The sequence below is a fragment of the Enterobacter sp. 296B2 genome (assembly GCF_034106185.1).
GTDB lineage: Bacteria > Pseudomonadota > Gammaproteobacteria > Enterobacterales > Enterobacteriaceae > Enterobacter > Enterobacter cloacae_N.
Map to the genome: position 1 here is coordinate 1 of NZ_JAWNCA010000074.1, position 1,260 is coordinate 1,260.

1 protein-coding gene is annotated in these 1,260 nt (G+C 45.6%); it reads right to left on the reverse strand.

Annotated features, from left to right (window positions below):
* A partial coding sequence (locus URZ40_RS23105) for a hypothetical protein (RefSeq protein ID WP_407065523.1) occupies positions 1 to 918 on the reverse strand: 918 nt, incomplete at its 3' end.
* Positions 919 to 1,260: the final 342 nt, after the last annotated feature.

Sequence of the window (1,260 nt, forward strand, 5' to 3'; positions counted from 1 at the left end):
CTGTTCTGCAGGTTTAGAAGGTACCGCTGCAGGAGTCGCGATCGGCGCGCGGTTTGGTGTGACAGTAGCGGTCACAACTGGCGCGTTTGGAACTGCAGCCGGGATGGCCTGAGGTGCGGCAACCGGCACCGCCTGTTCTGCAGGTTTAGAAGGTACCGCTGCAGGAGTCGCTAATGGCTTAATCTGAGATGGAATCTGTTCTTCTTCGACTTTCGACGGTATAGCTGCAGGTTTAGCTACAGCGGTGATTTCAGTCGGAGAAACCTGGTAAGCTCCTGCTGTGGGGATGGCTTGTGGAATTGCGTAAGGTGCGTAATTTGAGGGTGCGCCTGTATCAATTTTTACAACAGGTGCTGGCACTGCAACGGGCTTAGCATGTGGTGCACGTTGTGTTGGTACTGCGCTGGGCATCGGGGAAGGGGAAGCCGATGGAGAAATCTCTGGAGTAATTGAAGTAGGTGATTTCTGCTCAGGCGTCTGGCTAGTTATATTAATTTGTACTTTAGGAACAGAGGCTACAACGGTATTTGAAGGTGCTTTATGTTCAGGATTTTCATTCTGAAATTTAGCTGGAATTTCCCCTGCGTATTTCCAAGAATCATCATGAATAGATGCGGATTCCGATCCTGCCTGAGGATGCAGCCAATCTTTAATTGCAATCTTCTCAGCCATCACTGCCGTTTGTGCTGCTCTGGTGGCAGCATCAAGCTTAGATGCCGCATATGAACGTTCGCTTTCCGGCGCAGAATTATAGACATTCCGCCAGTGATTCATTTCTGCGATGGCTTTGTGTGAATTGCTCTGGGCATTGCTTACATTAACGGGTGTAGTGATGTAAGAGCCCGTGTCCGCATTAGCACTAGTTGCAATCGGTGCGATCACGCTTGCAATTACGAATGAAAGAATTGATTTTTTCATGATGATTGGTAGAATTCCAAACGCTGTAAACAGTTAGTTAAATGAGTTTGATCAAGCCTTTAGAAGGTTGCAGCCTTACTAAAAGCATGCTTTACATAGTCTTTATCGGGGTTGCAGCCTCGATAAAGACACTTAAAGTTGATAGACTTGGCTGAGACTTCCGCTTTACTTCTCTCCTTGCAGGGAGATCTAAAAGACTCAAGCAAGTATTCCATTACAATGTCGGCTTGGATATTAAATCCAATTGCCGAGTATTTCTATTTATTTTTTTTCATTGCAAATTAACTTCCGTTCTCTCTCTCATCCTCAGGATTTGATTAACATAAATATATTCTTGATATA